Origin of the sequence: Nitrospira defluvii, assembly GCF_905220995.1 — a bacterium.
GTDB lineage: Bacteria > Nitrospirota > Nitrospiria > Nitrospirales > Nitrospiraceae > Nitrospira_A > Nitrospira_A defluvii_C.
In genome coordinates, this window is sequence record NZ_CAJNBJ010000001.1 from 1327299 (window position 1) to 1346368 (window position 19070).

Consider the following 19070-nt stretch of genomic DNA (forward strand, 5'->3'; position numbering starts at 1 on the left):
CGGGACTGATGCTTCTGGTCTGTCTGGCGGTCGCGGTTGGAGACGCGGCGCCGGCATCAACGCCGCCAGCAGACGAGCCCGATGGTGAGTTGCTGGATTTCTTGGGCAGTTGGCAGGACGAGCAAGGCCGTTGGATCGATCCCTTTACCTCAACCGACGATCATGCTGCGCTGCCCCATGCCGAACCGAAACCGAATCTCAACGGCATGCCCGCGGAAACTCGCAAGCCTGCACAGGAGCCCTCGCCAACGTCCGGCAAAGACCGTTCGCGTGACCCGCTGAGCATGGAAACTGGCCCATGAACATACTGTTGGTAGGAATCATGCTGGTGTTCATCGGGGTGATGCCTTCCTGGGCGCAGGGTGATCCGGCAGCGGTGCCGTGGAACCAGCTGAGTCCGGGTGAGCAGCAATTGTTGCAGCGGTTCAGTGACAGCTGGGATCAGTTACCGCCGCGAAAACAGCAACGTTTGCGGAAGGGTGCCCAACAGTGGGGCACCATGACGCCTGAAGAGCGACAGGAGGCGAAGCAACGCTTCAAACAATGGCGAGCGCTTCCGCCGGAGCAACAACAGCAGATGCGTGAACGTTTTCAACAGTTTCGTCAGCTTCCGCTGGAACAGCGTGAGTCGGTGCGCAATGCCCGACGGTGGTTTCGGTCGCTCCCTCCCGAACAGCGGAAGGAATTGCGGGAAAAGTTTCAGACGATGTCCCCGGAGGAACGTCGTGCCTATCGACGCGAGCTGCGACGCCAGTACGGGGGGAATGGCGGCAACCAGGCTCCGGAGGGGACATCCTCACGTTAGTAGCGGGGCGCCTTCAGTCCCTCAGCTTCCCGTGCTCCCGCGGATTGCTAGGCTGCGTGTGAGTCGGAGGCTGGGTCTTCGGTCTCTGTCTTTCTGTTGTCTTTTACGTAGACACTGCCCGGTTGGCTCTTGGCAAGCTTCTTCAATTCCGAGGCAATCTTGCTGACATCGCCAGGGTGGGAGATGGTGCGATGTTCATTGGTCACGACGGCGATCGACAGGCTCATGATCGGAAAGCGTTCGTGGTTGCCGCGTCGGTCGACCGAGTCGATGAATCCTTTGGCGCGGTCCTCCGGATCGTAGAAATCCGGGATCACCAAGTCGAACCGTTTGATCAGGGTCTGGCAAATGACTTCAATGGTGGTCGGCACACTCATAAACACAAAATCGTCTCCGCCCACATGGCCGACGAATCCGTCCGTTCCCGCTAGTTCGCTCACGACGGTCGTGAGAATCCGGCAGGTGACCACCAACACTTCATCGCCTCGGGCGTACCCGTAGCGGTCGTTGAATGATTTGAAGTTGTCGATGTCCAGGTAGGCGAGCGCGAAGGGCGCGCCGCTTTCGATCCGTGCCGTCGTTTCGTGGAGAATGGTGCTGTTCCCCGGCAGGCGAGTGAGCGGATTGGCGTCCAGCGAACGCTCAAGCCGACTGAGACACAGACGCACCCGTTGCGGGACTTCCTCCGGGCGGTAGGGCACGGCAATGTAATCGTCGATGCCGAGTGTGGCCCAATCCAAATCGTTGACCCGGATATCCCGCACCAGGATGATCAATGGCAGCCGCCCCAAGAAAGGATCGGTGCGTAGCTCCCGGGCCAGCGTGTCCGCCGAGCGCCCATTCGTGCCTTCCGCCGCCAGCACCAGGCACGGCGGATCGTGCACCAGTTCATGCATGGCCAATCGTCCCGCATCGGCGGCGATGACGCTGAACCCTGACCGATTGAGCCCGATCGTCAACCGCTCGATTTCGATCGGGTCGTTGTGCAGGAGCAGGATCCGTCGATTGGCAGGAAGCCCACTCATAAATAGTCGTCGATGGTTTGGAATTCTTCCGTGGCTTGGGCGAGACATCCGGCGAGGCTCTGTGCGTCCAAGCCGACCAGTTCCCAGGCCTGGCGCGACAGCGGGGGCACGAGATCGTCGCCGGGGTTGCCGCAGGCAAGGCCTTTCACCAAGACATCGGCCACGTGCACGATGGCGGTTTGCAGCTTCGCGTCTTGCGCCGCCGCCGGCGTGTGATGATGGAGGATAGGTTCCCGCAGGCTGGCCGGGAGATGCCAGGCGGTGGCGAGCCAGCCCCCCACGTCCGCATGGGTTACCTCGAACAGCGCCTGTTCGGTTTCCATCAGGGAGTGGGAGGTGTTTTTGGTTGCCTGCGTGATCTGCTGGCCGACATCAGGCCATTTCACATACAGCACGACCTTACCGATATCGTGCAGCAGCCCACCGACAAATACTTCTTCCGGGTTCTTCAGGCCCGCCTTCGTGCCGAGAATGTGGGACGTGATGGCGACGCCCAAGGAGTGGCGCCACAGTTCATTCATCCCGGCGTTACGCATCATGTCGAAGGCGGTGGCGCACAACGTCAGGCCCTTCACGACATTGAGGCCCAGCACCACCACGGCATGGGCGACCGAGGCGATGCGCGAGGGGAATCCGTAAAACGGCGAATTCGCCAGTCGTAGGACTTTGGCCGACAGCACTTGGTCTTTTTCGATCAGGATGCCGATCTCCTCGGCGGAGACATTAGGCCGGCCGATCATGGAGGCCAGTTTCTGTACGACATGGGGCAGGGTCGGCAATTCCCCCACCTGCTCAATCCGTCGTCGAAGGTCTACCTTGGCCGAAGGGCTCATGTGGTCGGCGGTGCCTCCGGAGGATCGGACACTCCGTGTGTCGCCCGAAGTTGGAGGCGAATTGCTTCACGAAGCTGGTATTGGATTGGATCGTCGATCACGCGTCGGAAGCGATGGTCGAGTTCCGCTTCCAACTCATCGAGGGTCTTCCCGCTGGCGCCACCGGCTTCGCCGTCCACGTAGACGGAGGGGAGCCCCAGGCGTTGGAGCCGGGCCAGGGTCGCATCATCCAGTTCCGCGCCGATGGGGAGCACGACCAACCCCGTGCTGTTGGTGACAGGCTTGGCCAGGATCATCCCCGGCGTGAGTTCTTCGATCACGACGCGTTTCATGTGACTGGTCTCTGCTGGGGCGAACGGTGCAGGGGCCTGATACGGTAGTGCCTTATCGGTCGATTCCGTCTGAATCTAAAGGAGTGAAGGAACCTGGCGGCTGAGAGTATCAAGGCGGCATACGACTTTGTGTCGTCGGCTTGACAGGATGGGGGACATTCCACAGAATCATGCCGGTCACCAGGGGCTGTCGTTTGACGAAAGGAACGATCGATGAAGTGTGAGATTTTGTATCCCGGAGCTTTTCCGATGGTGCGGGTGTATTTGGATGCCAATGAGACGGTGAAGGCCGAATCCGGGGCCATGGTGGCCGCCTCGCCGACCATCGACATTGAAAGCAAGATGGAGGGCGGATTCCTGGGCGCGTTGTCACGGAAGATGTTAAGCGGCGAAAAATTTTTCTTTCAGACCCTCCGGGCCAGCCGCGGGGCGGGTGAGGTTCTGCTGGCGCCGACGGTGCCCGGTGAGATTGTCTTGCTGGACCTCGACGGTGTGAATGAATACATGGTGCAGAAGGACGGGTTTCTGGCCGGCGCGGAGGGCGTGAAGATCGAGAGCAAGATGCAAAGCCTCACGCGCGGCTTGTTGGGCGGGGAAGGATTTTTTATCCTCAAAATCGGTGGGATCGGCCAGCTCGTCCTCAACAGCTTCGGCGCCATCCATAAAATTGAGCTGAAGCCGAACGAAGAGTACATCGTCGACAACAGCCACCTGGTGGCCTGGACCTCCACCACAACGTACAATATCGAGAAGGCCTCATCCGGCTGGATCGCGAGCCTCACGTCGGGTGAAGGACTCGTGTGTCGCTTCCGTGGTCCGGGAGTTGTCTACATTCAAAGCCGCAATCCCGGTAGTTTTGGAAATTGGATACGACAATTCATCCCCGTCTCGGAGTAGCGACTGAATGGCGGGCGCTGAAAACGCCTGCCAACTTTGTTCTCGGTTCGAAAAAATCCTCAACGTACCCCCGAGGGTACGCCTCCGGTTTTTTCTCGCCTGCGGCCGCGTTGGCCGCCGTTTTGAGCACCCGTGTGAAGAGGGTTGAGTACTGAAGATGCCCCTCGTTCCCAATGCACTCTGTTTTGGTGATGGTCTGCCGGGCGCGGGTGCTCCGTGTCATGTCACGGTATCCGACAACGGGTTGACCATGGTTCCGGTCGGGGACTCTGTGCTTCGCGAAGAGGCTATCGCATTCACGGCCATGTCCGTTGAGGCGGGGGGGCTGGATCATGATCAGCTGGTGGTGTCGTGGGAAGCCGGCGCATCGGTCCGGACGTTGTATCTCAAGGATCCGGCCTTGATCGTCGCGTTCCGCCGCACAGCTCCGCAACAGTTGACCGCGCATCTTGAGCGGGCGGCCGAGCAGGTCCGGCGCGCGCGGCACAGCCATCGTCTGCTGTGGAGCAGCGTGCTTGGCGTGCTGGTTGGCCTGTTCCTGTTCCTGTGGTTCGGGTCTGATCTGATCGTCGAATGGGCGGTCGATAGAATCCCCGTCGAATGGGAACAGAAAGTGGGCGAAACGGTGTACCAGGACTTCCTGTCCAAGGAGACAGTCCTGAAGGAAGGGCCGGCGGTCAGCGCCGTGCAGGAGATGACGCAGCGGCTGACCGAGAAAATTCCCAACAGTCCCTACAAATTTCAGGTGTCGGTGGTGCAGAGCCCCGTGGTGAACGCCTTCGCCTTACCCGGAGGCTATGTGGTGGTGTTTACCGGTTTGATGAACAAGGCAGAAAGCGGCGAGGAAGTGGCCGGGGTTTTGAGCCACGAGCTGAACCATGTGCTGCAACGGCACGGCATGGAGCGCATGGTCAAAATGTTGGGGTTGGCCGCTGTGGTCGGCATTGTGTTGGGGGATCAGCAGGGCATGCTTGGCCTGGCGAAGCAGTTGGGTATGGAGCTGGCGACGCTCAAGTTCGGCCGCGCACAGGAGACGGAAGCCGATATCACCGGCCTTCGATTGCTCTCTGATGCGCGGATCGCGCCGGACGGCATGATCCGATTTTTTGAACGCTTGTCTGAGAAAGACAAGGAACGTGTTGAGCTGCTCTCCACCCATCCCATGAGTGCGGCCCGTGCGGAACGATTGAAGGCCGAACTGGCCGCGTTGCCCAAACGGGCGCCGGACCCGTTCACCTTCGAATGGAAGCTGGTTCAGGATTCGCTGGGTTCATCCGAGCATAGGAAATAGGCCCGGAGCCTCTGATGCGGATTGGGGTGATTTCGGATACGCACGGATTGTTTGATCGGGCGATCCTGCGTCATTTTTCCGGAGTCGACCATATTCTGCATGCGGGTGATATCGGCCGAGGGGATGTCCTCGCGCAGCTTCAACGAATCGCGCCGGTGACGGCGGTATCCGGCAATGTGGACGGATTCGAAGCAAGCGGCGTTCCGGTCGAGCAGCTCGTCGAGTTGGTGGGCCATCGAATTGCGATCACCCATCGTCTGTATGAAGGCGGGCGGCTGACGAAAGACGGGATGGATCTGTTGGCGCGCCTCCGTCCAGCGGTGTGTGTGTATGGGCATACGCATCAGCCGAAGGCCGAATGGCGAGACGGGGTATTGTTGTTCAATCCGGGTTCCGCCGGGCCGAAGCGGTTTCACTTGCCCCGAGCGGTGGGGGTGCTCCTGCTCGGCCACGATAGCGTTGAATCGAGACACATCCTCTTGGCCGATCGAGCGGAATAGCCGAAGCCAAGCAGGGGATTTTTCCCTCTACATGCTGCGGAGGCTTGGCTATAATGCGCCAGGCTGTCTGATTGTCCGACGGTCGAGCGAGCGTAATTATCCACGTGTTGAGAGGAGGAGGACGTATGCTGAGACAAGTCATCGTTGCGTTGGGTGTGGTCGCTGTTGCGTCACAGGCCGGCTTGGTCATGGCGGCCAATCCTGATACCGGTCCGGGGTGCGGTCTGGGAAAGTTGGCCTGGGCGGATTATAAGAACCAGAAGAACATTGCGCCGCAGGTCATGATGGCCACGACGAACGGCACGTTTGGCAGCGGGACGTTCGGTATCAGTTCCGGCACGTCAGGCTGTACGAATGATGGTCAAGTCATGGCGGATCAAAAGACCACGATGTTCGCGCTGTTGAACTTCGAGAACCTGACGCAGGAAATGGCGCAGGGGAAAGGTGAACACTTGGCGTCCCTGGCGACCCTGATGGGCGTACCGAGCGAGCAGCATGCAGCCTTCTTCGCCTTGACCCAGGAGCGGTACACCGCGCTGGTGCAGGACGGTGAGACCGCATCCGTCGCGCTGGTGAAGACGTTGAATGACGCGGTCTCCAAGAGCCCCGTCCTCGCCCAAGTCGTCAGCCGCTAATTCATATCCGACCAGGGCTCCGGTCATCGACCGGGGCCCTGTGTTGTTCTGCCCCGATCGTGCAACTCCTAACTCTCCTGTTGGCCGCCTGTCTCTGGGCAATCTCTGTCCAGGCGGAGGAGCCACCGTCGCCCTATCTTTCGCACCTGCTTCAGCGGGCTCACGACGCGCATCTGGCTGATGAGCGTGAGTGGCATTTGTTGCTTCACTATCGCGCGGATCTGTTCGGCGGCTATACGAGCGAACAAGACGAACCCGGATTTTTTCTTTCTCCCAAAGGCAAGACCAATCCTCAGGCCGAGCTCGACGCCACCCTGACTCAATTCTTTTCACCGGAGTTGGTCGGTCGATCGAAGCAGCCGGCTCAATGTGCCTTTGTGGCGCGGTATGCGTGGCTCCAAGATCGTCTTGGTTTTGATCCAGGCCAGCTTCCGCCCATGCCTTGCGAGCGCTTCGAACGATGGATTGAAGAGTTTCACGCTCGGTCTATTACGCTGGTGTTTCCATCGGCCTTCATGAATAACCCGGCGTCCATGTTCGGCCACACGCTGCTCCGGATCGATCAGGAAGGGCAGACGCCTCAGACGCGCATCCTCGCCTACACCATTAATTTCGCCGCCGATGTCCCGAAGGACGAAGGCCTGGCCTATCCCGTGCGGGGTATTTTCGGTGGGTATCGGGGGTATTTTTCGACCATTCCCTACTACCTCAAAGTGCAGGAGTACCGGGACATGGAGAATCGCGATATCTGGGAGTACCGACTGAACTTTGGCGAGCCGCAAATCCGACGATTGCTGATGCACGCATGGGAATTGGGGAACGCGTCCTTCGACTATTTCTTCTTCAAGGAAAATTGCTCGTATCACCTCTTGTCATTGCTGGAATATGCCGACCCCTCGTTGCACCTCACAGAGCAGTTCGGCTTTTGGACCATCCCCGCGGATACCGTGCGCCTGCTTGCCGCCCAACCGAGTTTGGTAACCGACATCGCGTTTCGCCCATCCCGTGTCACCCTCATTCGTCGGAAGCGGGAGCACTTGTCCGTGTCTGAACACGAACTGGTCAGGCGAGTCGTGCGCGATGCGACAGCCGCGCAGTCTGAGGAGCTGCGGAGCCTGCCCTTGTCGCGCCAGGCGTTTGTGTTAGATGTGGCATCGGACTATGTGCGCTACAGGGGTGAACGCGATGAAGCCGAGGCGGCATCGGCTCGCGTCCACAATCGACAGATTCTCACGGCGCGAAGCCTCCTACGTATTCCATCGGAAGACATCTCGATACGCCCCTTTGCCACCCAGCCGGACGTGGGGCACCGCACGTCGCGTGCGTCGCTGGGAGGAGGCTGGCGTAACAATGATACGTTCGAAGAGATCACGGTCCGTGCCGCCTATCATGATCTGCTCGATCCAGAGCCCGGGTACACGCCGGATGCGCAGATCGAAGTGGGTTCCCTCAGTCTGCGACACTACAACCGGGCCGAGCAGACGCGGATTGAGCGGGCGACTTTGCTGAACGTGGTGTCCCTTTCTCCAATCGACGGCCTGTTTCATGCGCCGTCGTGGAAATTGAATCTGGGCATGCAGACCATCACGCACCGAGGGTGTGAACTCTGCAGTAACTGGAGTGTCAATGGTGGAATCGGCGCGTCGGCTGAAACGCATCTGCTGCGGCGCGAAGTCTTCTTTGCGTTTGCCGAGGTAGAGGGGAATTACAGCCGGGCGTATGAGGAGCGGCATCGGATCGGAGGCGGTGCATCGGCAGGGTTCTACGTCGATCTTGCCGAGCGTTGGCGCCTGTTGGCCTCGGCTGGCTATCTTCGCTATGCGTTAGGAGAACAATCCGATGATGTCCGTTGGTCGGTCGGACAACGCTATACGCTGGCGCAGAACTGGGCCCTTCGTCTGGAATACAACCACCGTGATCACGACAATGACGTGCTGTTCACCGTGCAGGCGTTTTTCTAGGACGCCTGTACGGCTGGGGTGGGTTACGGAATGGGGGGAGATTGTGTGAGGCTAGAGAGTGAGGGTGCCGGAGAGCTGCCACCCCCCTCGACCGGCTTCAGGGTGACAGCGACCTTGTCAGGTTCGATCGTATACCCGCCGCCGCTCATCACATCCACAAGAATGCCGACAAGGCCGCCGAGGATGACGTTACCCGCGATCCACCAGGAGATATGGCTCTCGACCCGTGATTGATTCTCCTCAAAGCCTTCCTTCGTCAGGACCACGGCATGATCTTTCTTGCGCTCCACCTTGGTGGCTAGTGGGGTCACGCCCCGTTCAGTCCCGTCGATGACCACTGTTGCGCCGGGCGGCTCTGACGACACGCTGAGCTCTTCGTTGCTACCAAGATGAACGATAGTGGCGCAGCCGGAAGTCATCATCGCCACTACTGTCAACGCTGCCATTGTGTGCCATCCCCTCGCCATCATCCCCTCCTTGTACTGTGTGTAACCGTCAACGTACGCGCTTGCCAGGACACCACGATGTGAGCCGATCACGTGAGGTGTTATGTGGCCGAAGCAGGATCCCCTGCAATCCTACGGAGGCCAAGCTGGGCTATACCGAAGGAGGATGAGGGCACATATACGTGGGGTAGCACACGGTAGGCATTCATGGCACTTAGGAGCCCTCAACCTGAGGCTGCGGCGTTCGCGCATCAGGTCATCTGTAAGAAAGGGGAAGGGGCTATGCTGTTGTTGCGAGTGGTTCTTTGTGCCGGTGTGGTGCTTGGGGGGAGCCTCGGTCTGTTGTCGAATGGGCAGGCCCAGGATGGGCCTGCCCAGGAGTCCGGGGTGAGCAGTCTGAGAAAGACGGAGGCATATATCGCTCCATATCTGCTCGGTACGTTCCCGGTGGATAAGAGTTTGTCGCTTGGAGGCAACGGCGTTGGGAATACTCCGTTCTTAGGGACCAACATTCAAGGATCAGCCGGCGGGGGACTCAAAGCCGGTGTCTATCCCGGCGCGATGGGAGGCGTGATCGGATTGGAGGGCGAAGTGTTCGGACATGGCGGAAAGCTGAAGACTCCCGGAGGGGCTTTCCCGAGTGCTGACGCCAATCTGCTGGTGATCAATTCGATGGTCAATCTATTGCTGCGGTACCCCGGGGATACGATTCAACCATACGTGGGCGCCGGCGCGGGTGTGTCGTACGCGCAGCTCCGCGATCTCAACCTGCAGACGAATTTCGCTTCATTGTCGGGTAAGGGGAGTGATGCCGCCTTTGCCTACCAGTTTTTGGCCGGGGCGCGTGCCTACATGAATAAGCAACTCTACCTGTTTGGCGAGTATAAGTATTTTGGCTCCGCGTACGACTGGAAGAGCGAAAGCTCCTCCGGAGGATCGGGACCAACGACATCGCTGACTTTTCGGACGCATATTGTGGCGGCCGGTTTCGGGATCACATTCTGAATCGAACTCGACAGTTGTTGCTTGATGGAGTCATATGGCCCTAGGGTTAGTACGGTCAGACGTAATGGTACGTGGCACGAACCGGCTTTGCGATTGACAAGCCTGGAGAGGTTACCTATACTCCCGCCACGTAGAGCCCCAACTTGGTGGGCGCCATCAACTAACCTCGAGAGGGAGGACTTATGAAGAAGGTGACCGTCTTGTTTTCTCTGAGCCTGATCAGCGCGGCGTATCTCAGCCTCACGGGCTGTCAGATCGTGGCGTCTCCGATGGCGGGTGGAATCTACAACGAAACGAAGTACGGCGATGTGGCCACGACCCACAACAGCGCGACGAAGGAAGGCAAGGCCTGCGGTACGTCCATCCTCGGTTGGGTGGCAACCGGTGATGCCAGCGTCTCGGCGGCGAAAGCGGCCGGCGGAATCACCACGGTGGCGTCGGTCGATCACTCGGCGAAGAACATCCTCGGCATCCTTGGCGAATGGTGCACGATCGTTAAGGGCAGCTGATCACGCTTGTTGTCCCTCTGAGGAAAAGGGTCTTCGGGAGTTTCTCCCGAAGACCCTTTTTTCGTTCTTCGCCCCGTCACCTTCTGCATGGTACGGTAGACGGTGTATGTGGGTCCCCATCCTGATCCTCGTTCTGATCGGTTCTGCATGGCATCCCGTATCCGGCAGGAGCGCTGAATTCGGGGAGGTCGATTTAGCCGCCTATCTGTTGGGAAGCTGGCCGCGCGATGAGCCGATTTTTAATCAGGGCAGCACGGTGTCGGGTTCGATTCGGCAGGGGTTTGGCGCGGGCCTGAAAATCGGCCTGTTCCCCCACGCCACACGACGGATGCTCGGCATCGAGATCGATTCGTCCGCGCACGGCGGCGCGTTGTCGTTTCCCAATACTGCGAACGGACAGCACCATGGAACCGGGCGCTCGAATCTCCTGGTGCTGAATACCATGTTCAATCTCGTGCTCAGATATCCCGGCGAGACCGTGACTCCGTACATCGGCATCGGGGGCGGCTGGTCGCATGGAACGCTGCTCAATCCCAATATCATCGGCCGGAACGACAGAGATTTTGATTCTGCCCGTGCCTTCGGCCATCAGTATCTGGCCGGTGTGCAGGTCATGGTCAGTTCCAGGGTGTTCGTGTTCGGCGAATATCGCCATTTTTCAGCCAACTACCACTGGGACAGTCTCGCGCTGGACTTTCGTGCGCACTACGGGCTGTTCGGTGCGGGACTCCGCTTCTGAGACGTCATGAGTCTGCTCGATCAATTCTTCGTCTATCATCCCCATCCCTGGGAAGAGCGTGACTGGTCGGCCGCCGCCGGCGTGCCGTTGGAGGATGTCTGGTTTCAGGCTGCGGACGGGACGAAACTGTTCGGTTGGTATGCGGAGCAATCTGCCGGTTCTGCGGTCTTGCTGTGGTGCCATGGTAATGCGGGCAATATGATCCACCGATTGGACAATCTTCGTGCTTTGTATCGGTTGGGGTTCTCGGTGTTCCTCTTCGATTATCGTGGGTATGGGAAGAGCCGGGGGCGTCCGTCTGAAGAAGGACTCTATCAGGATGCGATCGGGGCCTATGACCATCTCACGCGTGTTCGTCGAATTAGGCCGGAGCGCCTGGTCATATTCGGTCGTTCGTTGGGCGGCGCGGTGGCCGGAGAATTAGCGACCCAACGACCGGCGATGGGTCTCGTGCTGGAATCCTGTTTTCCCTCAATCGAAGCGGTGGCGCGCCACCACTACCTGGGCTTGCCTGTCCATTGGTTGCTGGGGGCTTCGTTCAGGCTGGAGGACCGACTGCCCCAGCTTTCTCTACCCAAGCTGTTTGTGCATGGCGATCGTGATGACATCATTCCGATTGAATTGGGACAACGGGCCTATGCTGCCGCAAAAGCACCGAAGGAGTGGTATGTCGTGCAGGGTGCCGATCACAATGATGTGCCGACGGTCGGTGGGCGGGCCTATTTCACCAAACTGTACGAATTTATTTCGGGCGTGATCGGTCGATGAAGAAGCGTGCCCTGCGCTGCCGCTTGTGTGTTTTTTCTGTTCATGCGCGGATCGCTTGGTAAGATGCATCACGTAGAGCGAGCGCGTCACCTGCCTCGGATGTTCAGAAGTCGACTCCTCATCTGGCGAGTGCAGGAACATTCTGGTAGAGTGCGACCGCTTGCCGCGCTGGTCATATGCGGCGGGAGAGCGGCGTCTGGTGTAAGTTGCTAAGGAGGCATGGTGCAGCGGACAGGCGTGAGCAAGACGGGGTTTGCGAGTGCGGTGTCTGTGGTGGCGCTGTTGTTGATGGTGGGATGTGCCGGTGGGCCTGGACGCCCGACCGTGAATACCGGTTCGGAAGAGCGGCTTGTGGCATCGGAGAAACAGTCGAACACCCGCTCCGAATCAGCTGAGCGTGCCGCGCTCCAGGTGGCATCACCACAAGTCGTGTTGATCGCCAACGCGGCCGTTCCGGCCGAGAAGAAGGTCCCGGATCTCGATCCGGCCGAAGATCCGTTCTACGATCCCTTTGCGAAAGGCGACGAGCCGCCGGGAGGGGAGGAGTACGATCCCTGGGAGCCGCTCAATACCAAGGTGTTCGAGTTTAATCGCCAAGTGGACCGGTGGGTGCTCAAGCCGGTCGCGCAGGGATATAACAAGGTGGTGCCGAATCCCGTGCAAATCGGCATCAGTAATCTGTTCTACAACATGCGGTTTCCGTCGCGATTGATCAACAACCTCGCCCAGGGCAAACTCTCGGGCGCCGGGGCGGAAGTCGGCCGGTTTTTGCTGAATAGCACGTTCGGGTTGGGCGGGTTGGTCGATGTGGCCAAGTACATGGACATCACCACGCCGGAGGAGGATACAGGGCAGACGCTGGGTTATTACGGGGTGAAGCCGGGACCCTACGTCGTGCTGCCGTTCCTGCCGCCGTTTACCCTGCGGGATCTCGTCGGGTATGTCGGCGACATTGCATTGAATCCGATCAACTGGATGGTGTTTCCCATCATTGAGGTAAACGGGGTGCCTTCACTGGTTGCGCACCATAACCGGACTACCTCCTCGATCGCGCAGATCGGCGGCCGTGTCGAAGAAATTCTCAATGATCGGTCCCTGAACTTGGAAAAGTTTCAAGGAGTGGAGGAAGCCACGCTGGATTTGTATACGGCTGTGAAGAACGCCTACATCCAGAAGCGGCGGAACGCGATTCGGGAGTGATCGGCTAACGAATCACGTTGAGCTCGCGGCCGACGGTGGAAAAGGCGCCAACGGCTCGCTCGAGTTGTGCGCGGGTATGGGCCGCCGAGAGTTGCAGGCGAATCCGCGCCTGTCCTCTGGGCACGACCGGATAACTAAACCCCACCACATAGATGCCTTCCTGCAGCAGACGGTCGGCCATGTTCGCGGCCACCGTCGCATCCCCCAACATGACCGGAATGATCGGGTGGTGGCCGGGCACAAGGGTGAAGCCGAGAGCCGTGAGCCGACTCCGGAGCCACTGGGCCTGTTCCATCAGGGTGGCGCGCAAGTGCTCGCCCTGCTCGACCAAGGTCAGGGCCTTCAGTGCCGCTGCGGCGATCACCGGCGGCAGGCTGTTTGAAAAGAGGTATGGTCGTGAGCGTTGCCGCAACAATTCGATGAGTTCCTTGCGGCCGGTGGTAAAACCGCCGGCTGCGCCCCCAAGTGCCTTGCCCAATGTGCTGGTGATGAGGTCGATTCGTCCGGCCACACCGAAATGATCGGGAGTCCCGCGCCCACCCTTGCCCAGCACGCCGGTGGCATGACTATCATCCACGACCAACGCGGCCTCGTAGCGATCGGCCAGGTCCACGATGCGGTCCAGTTTGGCCAGATCGCCATCCATCGAAAACACCCCGTCCGTCACGATCATCCGCACGCGGCTCCCTGCCGATTCAGCCAATCGCGCTTCGAGTTCCGCCATGTCGGCGTGGGCATACCGCAGGCGGGCGGCCTTGCAGAGACGAATGCCGTCGATCAGGCTGGCGTGGTTCAAGGCGTCACTGATGATGGTGTCCCGCTCATCGAGCAGCGTTTCGAACAGTCCCCCATTGGCATCGAAACAGGAACTGTAGAGGATGCTGTCGTCGGTGCCGAAAAACGTGCTGATGGCCTGCTCCAGCTGCTTGTGTAGGTGCTGCGTTCCGCAGATAAAACGCACAGAGGCCATTCCGTAGCCGAATTCCCTGAGGCCGTCCTCGGCCGCCTGTTTGACCGCCGGATGATTGGCCAGGCCGAGATAGTTGTTGGCGCAGAGATTGATGACCTCGCCTTGCGCCACACGAATCTCGGTGCTCTGCGGGCTTAAAATCTGCCGTTCGGTTTTGTAGAGGCCTGCCGAGCGGATGTCCGCCAATTGCTGTTCCGCCGCTCGCTTGAGGGATGTGTACGCCATCGTCTTCATGAAAGGTGAACTAGAAAGCGTGCAAGGTACAACGGAAAATAAGGTTATGGAAACAGGACTACTTTGCCGCATTGGCCGGATTTGATCAATTCAAATCCTTGGGCGAAGTCTTTGAGGGGGAAGGTGTGGGTCAGGACAGGACGGATGTTGAGGCCGGCCTTGAAGAGTCCAGCCAGGCGATACCAGGTGCTGAAGAGGCGGCGGCCGGTGATGCCGTGGACGCGAATGCCTTTGAAGATGACTTCGTTGGCGAGGTCAAAGGTGACGGGCCCGGTGGGAATACCGAACAAGGTGACCCGGCCGCCGTTTTTTACGGATCGAAAGGCATGGTGCAGCGCGGTCGGGTGTCCGGACATTTCCAATGACGCATCGACGCCTTCGCCGTTGGTGATTTCCTGAATGGCGGCGGCGATGGCTTCCGAGCTGTCGGCTCCTGCGTTCAGGATGTGATCCACCCCCACCTGTTTCGCCAATCCAAGGCGGTAGTCGCTGACGTCGGTGACGATAATGGTGGCGGCTCCGGCCGTACGGGCGACCGCGGCCGCGAAGAGGCCGGTCGGGCCACAGCCGGTGATCAGGACGGTATGGCCGGTCAAGTCCTCGACGAGTGCCGCATCGACGGCGTTTCCCAACGGTTCTTGCAGGCAGGCCAACTCCGGGGGAATGTCCGGCGACGTCTTCCAGAGGACAGTCTCAGGCAGCACGATATAGTCGGCAAACGATCCATCGAGATCGACGCCGAGAATGCGATAGTTCTTACAGACATGGGCTTGGCCGGTGCGGCATTGAAAGCAGGCGCCGCAGGTCAAATGTGATTCTGCTGCGACGTAGTCGCCTACCTTCACCAGGCTGACATCCGTTCCGACCGCGACCACCTCACCGCACATTTCATGTCCGATCGTCCGTGGCGGATGAATCCGGCTGTGAGCCCAGGCGTCCCAGTTGTAGATATGAGCATCCGTTCCGCAGAGGGAGGTCGCTTTGACTCGGATGACGGCGTCGTTGGGGCCAGGTGTTGGGTCTTGGCGTTCGGTGTAGGTGAGGCCGGGTTGGGCGGCAGTTTTGACGAGCGCACGCATCGGTCCATTATAACAAGACGGCGTGAAATGCCTAGTCAAGGAGTGAAAGAGGCATCGTGTGGAGTGCGATGTCATGATCCGCCAAGGGGATTAGACTGCTGCGCCGGAGCGTCACTCGATGGGGTGTCGGGGATTGCCTGTACCGGGGCGGACGCTTGCGCGCCTGTGCCCTGATGATGTCTGGTGGCCTTCGTGACGACGGAAAAAACGGGTTGAACTGGGTCAGGCTCCTGGGTAGGATGCCAGCATGCTGCGCCAGTGTGACACGTTCTGCAGGGGGCTAATCGGGGCGGTGGCGTTGTTGATCTGTGTCGGCGCGCCTGTAGCTGGTGCCCTGGCCGGGCCTTCTGCCAACCCGGCTCCGGCTGCGCCCAAACGATGGGCCCAGTTCGATTTGGTGAGCACCGAGCCTGATGGATCGGTGCAAGCCGGAAAAGACGTGGTGTTGAGTATCACGTTGGGGGGTGTGCCGGCGGGAACGGAATCCGTCATGGCCATCATCGAGTCCAACGGATTTCAAAGCCAGACGGTGTCCCTGAGCGAAGAGCCGACGGCCTCGGTCTACCAGGGCACGGTCATTCTCGAGCCGAACTCGACGCTGAAGAGCCGCACCACGGTGCATCCAAAGGCCGTGCGAGTTCGGGTGTCGTTTGCGCGTGCGAAGATCACGGGACTGGAAGAATTCTTGAAGCGTGATGTCTACGTCACACTCGGTGATCCGCCCCCCAGTGATACCGAAGCCGAAGTCCAGCCGGGGCCGGTGGCCGAAAATTCTGATGCCGATGCCGCGGCCGTGCAAAAGGCGACGGAGCAGGTGTTGGCCGTGAATGCGACGATCGCCGAGGAAGATTTGCTGCCCCTGCCCCCGCCCGGCGAATCGAAAGCCTATTGGAAACAGGTCAGCGATTTGATCAGCCGGAACTGGAGCCGGCAAATCCGTTCCATCCGTCGCGCACCCAGCAGCGAAACCGTTAGGGTCTATTTCAAAATGTATGCAAGCGGCGTGGCCCAGGTGATTCAATTGGAAAAGAGTTCCGGGGCACGGGATGTCAACGATGCGGGATTACAGACCATTATCCATGCGCAGCCGTTCCCTCCGATTCCGCCCGATCTCGGCAGCGATGTGGTCGATGTGCATGTGCGCATGAGAACGGGAGCGAAAGTCGCCACGCGCGATGTGCAGATGACGGTTGAGAAAAAGCCGTCTAAGTCTGCGCCGCCCGCATCCCCAACACCGAAGGACGGAACTGCACCAAGCGGTTCCACAAAGGAGTAGCTATGACGAAATCGATCGGTCGTGTGCTCACCATGTGGTGTCTTGGAGCCGGGATGTTGCTCGGTGCAGCGGTTGTGCAGGCGGAGACGGCCCGGTATGACGTCGATCTTGATCATTCGATCGTGGAGTTCAAGGTGGCGCACATGGTGGTGTCCAAAACGACCGGGCATTTCAAAGATTACACCGGATTCATCGAAATGGACCCCGAGGCCGGGACGGTGAAGGCGCTCGAAGCGACGATCAAGACGGCGTCGGTGACCACCAATCATGAAAAGCGCGACGCGCATCTGCGGAACCCTGATTTTTTCGATGTCGAGAAGTACCCGACCATTACCTATAAGATGAAAAGTTACAAGAAAGCCGGCGACGGTTATATCGCGGTCGGCGATCTGACCCTACATGGTGTCACGAAGGAAATCACGCTGGAAGGGACGTTTAACGGCGTGACCAAGGATCCGTGGGGCAATACCCGCGCCGGATTTACGGCCGAAGGGAAAGTGAACCGCAAAGACTTCGGCATGGTGTGGAATAAGGCGCTTGATAGCGGGGGCCTCGTGGTCGGCGACGAGGTGTTTATTAAATTGGATATCGAATGTATTAAGGCGAAATCGTAGGTCGAACACCCCCTCTCCAAGGGGCCACGCGCCTGCCCGGTTTTCTGCCGGGCAGGCTGAACCAGCAACGGCGCATGCGGCGGGGTATCTCTGATCCAGGGATGCAGGCCGCCCCCATCTCGTGACGCCGATCTCAGCAGACAGAGCCGCTGGTGAACGTGTAGCGAGGATGTCTCGGCATCTGGTTCGCGACCGGGCTCGGTGCGCCGGTTGCACCGCGTGCTGGACGATGAGGATGGGGTGGGGACCAAGGGAGCGATTAACTGAGTGGACTGCGAGTCCCGAGGGGTATGGCCATGTGCATGACGCAGACTGGAAAATTCAGGCAGGTCATCGGTAGGATACGGCGGATGTGGTCCTGGAAGCTGGTAGGGGCGCTGGCCTTGTTGTGGACGATCGGCATCGGGAACGCCGTGGCGCTGGAATTCACGGCGGATCAGGTAACCAAGATCAATGGCCGGACTCAGAAAGCCAACATCTACTACCGCGATAATATGTGGCGGATCGAGCATCATACGATGGGTCCGGTCAACGTCAGCATTGTCCGGAAGGACAAGCAGGTGGTCTGGCTCCTGTTATCGAGGATGAAACACTTCAAGACCGTGCCGTACAAGGCCGAGCAGGATCTCAAAGTGACGGAGCATCTGGAAGGGGAGGTGTCGCGCGAGGAAATCGGCACGGAAACGCGCGAGGGGCACCCGACGACCTTGTATGAGGTGACGGTGAAGGAGGGGGAGCGGACCGAAGTGTACTACCAGTGGCTCGCGACCGATATTCACTTTCCGATGAAACTAGCGAAGAAGGATGGAAGTTGGATCGTCGAGTACCAGCATGTGAAATTCCGGCCCTTGATCGACTATCTATTTCAGTTGCCGCTCAATTTCGAACCATTGGAAGAATTTGATCACCAGCCGGCTGCTGCGGAGCCGAATCACCAGCCGATGTAACAAGGTGTGATCCCTCAATAAAGGAGTGTCATGGTGCGTACACGAGGTCTCGCAATGTGGGTGTTGGGCGCGGCGCTACTGGGAATGAGCGGATCTCTCTATGCGTTGGATGTCGCGGACGTAGTTCGTGAATGGACGCCGGAAGGAAAGAAGCTGGCGATGGAGCGTGCCAAGTTGCCGGCACATGACGAGATGATCCGTATCCCGGCGGGTGAGTTCCTCATGGGGAGCGATAAGAAGATCGATAAAAATTCCTACCTGGCTGAGTTTCCGCAGCGGAAGGTCTATCTCGATGCCTATGAGATCGACAAGTACGAAGTCACCACCGTACAGTTCTTGAAGTATGTCCTCGCGCACAACCTCGCCCCGCTGATCGATTGGCAGTACGACGGCGGGAATTTTCAGGAGACGATGGTCAGCCACCCGGTGATGCATGTGTCCTGGTTCGACGCGGAGGCCTACTGCAAGTGGGCAGGGAAACGGTTGCCGACCGAGGCGGAGTGGGAAAAGGCCGCGCGTGGCGAGGATGGGCGCATCTATCCCTGGGGCAATCAAATGGCCGGACTCTCGCGAGCGAACTTCGGCCGGACGGGTCTGTCAGGACCGGTGCGGGATCGTCCTGAACGACTGTTGCTCTATCCGCCCATCATTTCCGTGGACAAGTACGACAATGCCGCCAGCCCTTATGGGGTGCTTCAAATGGCCGGCAATGTGTCGGAATGGGTTGCGGATTGGTACGACCCGAAATACTACAGCACCGGGCCGGACAAGAACCCGAAAGGGCCCGAGACCGGAAGTCAGCGGGGTTTTCGCGGCGGAGGCTGGATCGACAGCACGCCCAGCGTCCGCGTCGCGCAGCGCAATGGGACGGATCCCAACACCAAGATGAACTGGATGGGGTTCCGCTGTGCGCGAGATGTGAACGAAGGAGTCGCCGGGCAGCCGGCGGAGGGGAAGTAGGACGAGGTGCCCCACCTCACGATTCCACCACAGCGGAGGACAAA

The 19070-nt window shown here is 59.3% G+C and carries 22 protein-coding genes; 16 read left to right on the forward strand and 6 right to left on the reverse strand.

Annotated features, from left to right (window positions below; translation table 11 throughout):
- Nucleotides 1–8: 8 nt before the first annotated feature.
- A complete protein-coding gene (locus KJA79_RS06445; RefSeq protein ID WP_213041157.1) occupies nt 9–302 on the forward strand; it encodes a hypothetical protein in 294 nt (97 codons plus the stop codon).
- The gene (locus KJA79_RS06450; RefSeq protein ID WP_213041158.1) at nt 299–805 is read left to right on the forward strand and encodes a DUF3106 domain-containing protein; all 507 of its coding nucleotides are present in this window, start codon (nt 299–301) and stop codon (nt 803–805) included. Before KJA79_RS06445 ends, KJA79_RS06450 begins: the two co-directional genes overlap by 4 nt.
- Nucleotides 806–852: 47 nt before the next feature.
- Here the strand turns inward: KJA79_RS06450 and KJA79_RS06455 are convergent, their stop codons facing one another.
- From KJA79_RS06455 to KJA79_RS06465, 3 genes are read right to left on the reverse strand one after another with little or no spacing between them, the layout of a single operon-like run.
- Nucleotides 853–1830 carry a GGDEF domain-containing protein gene (locus KJA79_RS06455; protein ID WP_213041159.1) on the reverse strand — a complete coding sequence of 326 codons (978 nt, stop codon included), beginning with the start codon at nt 1828–1830 and terminating at the stop codon, nt 853–855.
- Nucleotides 1827–2663 (reverse strand): HDOD domain-containing protein, encoded by an 837-nt coding sequence (locus KJA79_RS06460; RefSeq protein WP_213041160.1) that lies wholly within the window; start codon nt 2661–2663, stop codon nt 1827–1829. Before KJA79_RS06460 ends, KJA79_RS06455 begins: the two co-directional genes overlap by 4 nt.
- Nucleotides 2660–2995: a hypothetical protein gene (locus KJA79_RS06465; RefSeq protein WP_213041161.1), complete on the reverse strand. Its 336-nt coding sequence runs from the start codon at nt 2993–2995 to the stop codon at nt 2660–2662. The genes KJA79_RS06460 and KJA79_RS06465 overlap by 4 nt, the downstream gene beginning before the upstream one ends.
- A gap of 213 nt (nt 2996–3208) precedes the next feature.
- On the opposite strand from KJA79_RS06465, the gene KJA79_RS06470 reads away from it, so the two are divergent.
- The 5 genes from KJA79_RS06470 (at nt 3209) to KJA79_RS06490 (ending at nt 8279) form a co-directional block, all read left to right on the forward strand.
- Nucleotides 3209–3892, forward strand: a complete 684-nt coding sequence (locus KJA79_RS06470) for a TIGR00266 family protein (RefSeq protein ID WP_213041162.1) — start codon at nt 3209–3211, stop codon at nt 3890–3892.
- 157 nt (nt 3893–4049) lie between these two features.
- On the forward strand, nt 4050–5183 hold the full coding sequence (locus tag KJA79_RS06475; RefSeq protein ID WP_213041163.1) for a M48 family metallopeptidase: 1134 nt from the start codon (nt 4050–4052) through the stop codon (nt 5181–5183).
- A 14-nt stretch (nt 5184–5197) separates the two neighbouring features.
- Nucleotides 5198–5683, forward strand: coding sequence for a metallophosphoesterase family protein (locus tag KJA79_RS06480; protein WP_213041164.1), 486 nt, complete (start codon nt 5198–5200; stop codon nt 5681–5683).
- A 125-nt stretch (nt 5684–5808) separates the two neighbouring features.
- Nucleotides 5809–6318, forward strand: coding sequence for a DUF3015 domain-containing protein (locus tag KJA79_RS06485; RefSeq protein ID WP_213041165.1), 510 nt, complete (start codon nt 5809–5811; stop codon nt 6316–6318).
- 59 nt (nt 6319–6377) lie between these two features.
- Nucleotides 6378–8279: a lipoprotein N-acyltransferase Lnb domain-containing protein gene (locus tag KJA79_RS06490; protein WP_213041166.1), complete on the forward strand. Its 1902-nt coding sequence runs from the start codon at nt 6378–6380 to the stop codon at nt 8277–8279.
- Nucleotides 8280–8302: 23 nt separating this feature from the next.
- On the opposite strand, the gene KJA79_RS06495 is transcribed toward KJA79_RS06490, so the two are convergent.
- A complete protein-coding gene (locus tag KJA79_RS06495; RefSeq protein WP_213041167.1) occupies nt 8303–8725 on the reverse strand; it encodes a PEGA domain-containing protein in 423 nt (140 codons plus the stop codon).
- A gap of 282 nt (nt 8726–9007) precedes the next feature.
- Between KJA79_RS06495 and KJA79_RS06500 the strand changes: the two genes are divergently transcribed.
- The 5 genes from KJA79_RS06500 to KJA79_RS06520 all read left to right on the forward strand — a co-directional run bounded on the left by KJA79_RS06500 (nt 9008) and on the right by KJA79_RS06520 (nt 12946).
- On the forward strand, nt 9008–9730 hold the full coding sequence (locus tag KJA79_RS06500) for an outer membrane protein (RefSeq protein WP_213041168.1): 723 nt from the start codon (nt 9008–9010) through the stop codon (nt 9728–9730).
- 182 nt (nt 9731–9912) lie between these two features.
- Nucleotides 9913–10239, forward strand: coding sequence for a TRL-like family protein (locus KJA79_RS06505; RefSeq protein WP_080879671.1), 327 nt, complete (start codon nt 9913–9915; stop codon nt 10237–10239).
- Between the two features lie 106 nt (nt 10240–10345).
- The gene (locus KJA79_RS06510; RefSeq protein WP_213041169.1) at nt 10346–10978 is read left to right on the forward strand and encodes an outer membrane protein; all 633 of its coding nucleotides are present in this window, start codon (nt 10346–10348) and stop codon (nt 10976–10978) included.
- Between the two features lie 6 nt (nt 10979–10984).
- Nucleotides 10985–11746, forward strand: a complete 762-nt coding sequence (locus tag KJA79_RS06515) for an alpha/beta hydrolase (RefSeq protein ID WP_213041170.1) — start codon at nt 10985–10987, stop codon at nt 11744–11746.
- A 219-nt stretch (nt 11747–11965) separates the two neighbouring features.
- Nucleotides 11966–12946: an MlaA family lipoprotein gene (locus tag KJA79_RS06520; protein ID WP_213041171.1), complete on the forward strand. Its 981-nt coding sequence runs from the start codon at nt 11966–11968 to the stop codon at nt 12944–12946.
- Nucleotides 12947–12950: 4 nt separating this feature from the next.
- Here the strand turns inward: KJA79_RS06520 and KJA79_RS06525 are convergent, their stop codons facing one another.
- The gene (locus KJA79_RS06525) at nt 12951–14141 is read right to left on the reverse strand and encodes a glycine C-acetyltransferase (RefSeq protein ID WP_213041172.1); all 1191 of its coding nucleotides are present in this window, start codon (nt 14139–14141) and stop codon (nt 12951–12953) included.
- Between the two features lie 53 nt (nt 14142–14194).
- Nucleotides 14195–15229 (reverse strand): L-threonine 3-dehydrogenase, encoded by a 1035-nt coding sequence (gene tdh / locus KJA79_RS06530; RefSeq protein ID WP_213041173.1) that lies wholly within the window; start codon nt 15227–15229, stop codon nt 14195–14197.
- Nucleotides 15230–15476: 247 nt separating this feature from the next.
- Between tdh and KJA79_RS06535 the strand changes: the two genes are divergently transcribed.
- The 4 genes from KJA79_RS06535 (at nt 15477) to KJA79_RS06550 (ending at nt 19026) form a co-directional block, all read left to right on the forward strand.
- Nucleotides 15477–16505, forward strand: a complete 1029-nt coding sequence (locus KJA79_RS06535) for an energy transducer TonB family protein (RefSeq protein WP_213041174.1) — start codon at nt 15477–15479, stop codon at nt 16503–16505.
- A 2-nt stretch (nt 16506–16507) separates the two neighbouring features.
- Nucleotides 16508–17119 (forward strand): YceI family protein, encoded by a 612-nt coding sequence (locus tag KJA79_RS06540; protein ID WP_213041175.1) that lies wholly within the window; start codon nt 16508–16510, stop codon nt 17117–17119.
- 350 nt (nt 17120–17469) lie between these two features.
- On the forward strand, nt 17470–18066 hold the full coding sequence (locus KJA79_RS06545) for a hypothetical protein (protein ID WP_213041176.1): 597 nt from the start codon (nt 17470–17472) through the stop codon (nt 18064–18066).
- 30 nt (nt 18067–18096) lie between these two features.
- Nucleotides 18097–19026 (forward strand): formylglycine-generating enzyme family protein, encoded by a 930-nt coding sequence (locus KJA79_RS06550; protein WP_246507453.1) that lies wholly within the window; start codon nt 18097–18099, stop codon nt 19024–19026.
- The last annotated feature ends 44 nt before the right edge of the window (nt 19027–19070 follow it).

Excerpts from the sequence above, each read along its gene's own strand:
- KJA79_RS06460 (WP_213041160.1), bottom strand. The coding sequence starts at position 2,663 with ATGAGCCCTTCGGCCAAGGTAGACCTTCGACGACGGATTGAGCAGGTG.
- KJA79_RS06485 (WP_213041165.1), top strand. The coding sequence starts at position 5,809 with ATGCTGAGACAAGTCATCGTTGCGTTGGGTGTGGTCGCTGTTGCGTCA.
- KJA79_RS06480 (WP_213041164.1), top strand. The coding sequence starts at position 5,198 with ATGCGGATTGGGGTGATTTCGGATACGCACGGATTGTTTGATCGGGCG.
- KJA79_RS06545 (WP_213041176.1), top strand. The coding sequence starts at position 17,470 with ATGTGGTCCTGGAAGCTGGTAGGGGCGCTGGCCTTGTTGTGGACGATC.
- KJA79_RS06465 (WP_213041161.1), bottom strand. The coding sequence starts at position 2,995 with ATGAAACGCGTCGTGATCGAAGAACTCACGCCGGGGATGATCCTGGCC.
- KJA79_RS06550 (WP_246507453.1), top strand. The coding sequence starts at position 18,097 with ATGGTGCGTACACGAGGTCTCGCAATGTGGGTGTTGGGCGCGGCGCTA.
- KJA79_RS06510 (WP_213041169.1), top strand. The coding sequence starts at position 10,346 with ATGTGGGTCCCCATCCTGATCCTCGTTCTGATCGGTTCTGCATGGCAT.
- KJA79_RS06520 (WP_213041171.1), top strand. The coding sequence starts at position 11,966 with ATGGTGCAGCGGACAGGCGTGAGCAAGACGGGGTTTGCGAGTGCGGTG.
- tdh (WP_213041173.1), bottom strand. The coding sequence starts at position 15,229 with ATGCGTGCGCTCGTCAAAACTGCCGCCCAACCCGGCCTCACCTACACC.
- KJA79_RS06455 (WP_213041159.1), bottom strand. The coding sequence starts at position 1,830 with ATGAGTGGGCTTCCTGCCAATCGACGGATCCTGCTCCTGCACAACGAC.
- KJA79_RS06540 (WP_213041175.1), top strand. The coding sequence starts at position 16,508 with ATGACGAAATCGATCGGTCGTGTGCTCACCATGTGGTGTCTTGGAGCC.
- KJA79_RS06505 (WP_080879671.1), top strand. The coding sequence starts at position 9,913 with ATGAAGAAGGTGACCGTCTTGTTTTCTCTGAGCCTGATCAGCGCGGCG.
- KJA79_RS06535 (WP_213041174.1), top strand. The coding sequence starts at position 15,477 with ATGCTGCGCCAGTGTGACACGTTCTGCAGGGGGCTAATCGGGGCGGTG.
- KJA79_RS06495 (WP_213041167.1), bottom strand. The coding sequence starts at position 8,725 with ATGGCAGCGTTGACAGTAGTGGCGATGATGACTTCCGGCTGCGCCACT.
- KJA79_RS06475 (WP_213041163.1), top strand. The coding sequence starts at position 4,050 with ATGCCCCTCGTTCCCAATGCACTCTGTTTTGGTGATGGTCTGCCGGGC.
- KJA79_RS06500 (WP_213041168.1), top strand. The coding sequence starts at position 9,008 with ATGCTGTTGTTGCGAGTGGTTCTTTGTGCCGGTGTGGTGCTTGGGGGG.
- KJA79_RS06445 (WP_213041157.1), top strand. The coding sequence starts at position 9 with ATGCTTCTGGTCTGTCTGGCGGTCGCGGTTGGAGACGCGGCGCCGGCA.
- KJA79_RS06525 (WP_213041172.1), bottom strand. The coding sequence starts at position 14,141 with ATGGCGTACACATCCCTCAAGCGAGCGGCGGAACAGCAATTGGCGGAC.
- KJA79_RS06470 (WP_213041162.1), top strand. The coding sequence starts at position 3,209 with ATGAAGTGTGAGATTTTGTATCCCGGAGCTTTTCCGATGGTGCGGGTG.
- KJA79_RS06450 (WP_213041158.1), top strand. The coding sequence starts at position 299 with ATGAACATACTGTTGGTAGGAATCATGCTGGTGTTCATCGGGGTGATG.
- KJA79_RS06515 (WP_213041170.1), top strand. The coding sequence starts at position 10,985 with ATGAGTCTGCTCGATCAATTCTTCGTCTATCATCCCCATCCCTGGGAA.